This window comes from Dryocola clanedunensis, from assembly GCF_038405435.1.
Classification (GTDB): Bacteria; Pseudomonadota; Gammaproteobacteria; order Enterobacterales; family Enterobacteriaceae; genus Dryocola; species Dryocola clanedunensis_A.
Map to the genome: position 1 here is coordinate 1 of NZ_JBBYHZ010000221.1, position 521 is coordinate 521.

1 protein-coding gene is annotated in these 521 nt (G+C 68.3%); it reads left to right on the top strand.

From position 1 onward, the window contains the following. Positions 1-166: 166 nt before the first annotated feature. Positions 167-521: YicC/YloC family endoribonuclease (locus AAE045_RS24325; protein WP_455549857.1), on the top strand; the 355-nt coding region annotated here is incomplete at its 3' end.

Here is a 521-nt window from a genome sequence, read left to right on the forward strand (position 1 = left end):
CGCGCAGCTGGTCGGCCTGGCGGCCGCTGGGACGGGAATCAGTCATGCTCAAGTTCCGGTAAGACGGGGGATGCGGGGCCACGCCCGGGCCGGAGACCGGCGGGCGAGGAGGCTCTAAGGAGACCGCTAGGGTACCATTTGCACTTTGAGAGCACCGGAAACCCGCATGATTCGAAGCATGACCGCCTATGCCAACGGCGAGCGCGCCACCCGCTGGGGGACGCTGGCCTGTGAGCTGCGCTCGGTCAACCACCGGTTCCTGGAGGTCGGCGTGCGCCTGCCTGAAGAACTGCGTGCGTTGGAGCCGCAACTGCGCGAGCGCGTCGCTTCGCGCTGCAGCCGCGGCAAGATCGATCTGGTCATGCGCCTGCGTGCGCCGGACGTCACCGGTGCCCTGGTGGTCAACGATGCGCTGCTGGGCCAGCTCGGTGAGCTGGCCACCCGGTTGTCCTCCGGCTTCCCCAGCCTGCAGGTGAGCTTCACCGAACTGCTGCAGATGCCGGGCGTGATGCAGGGCGAGG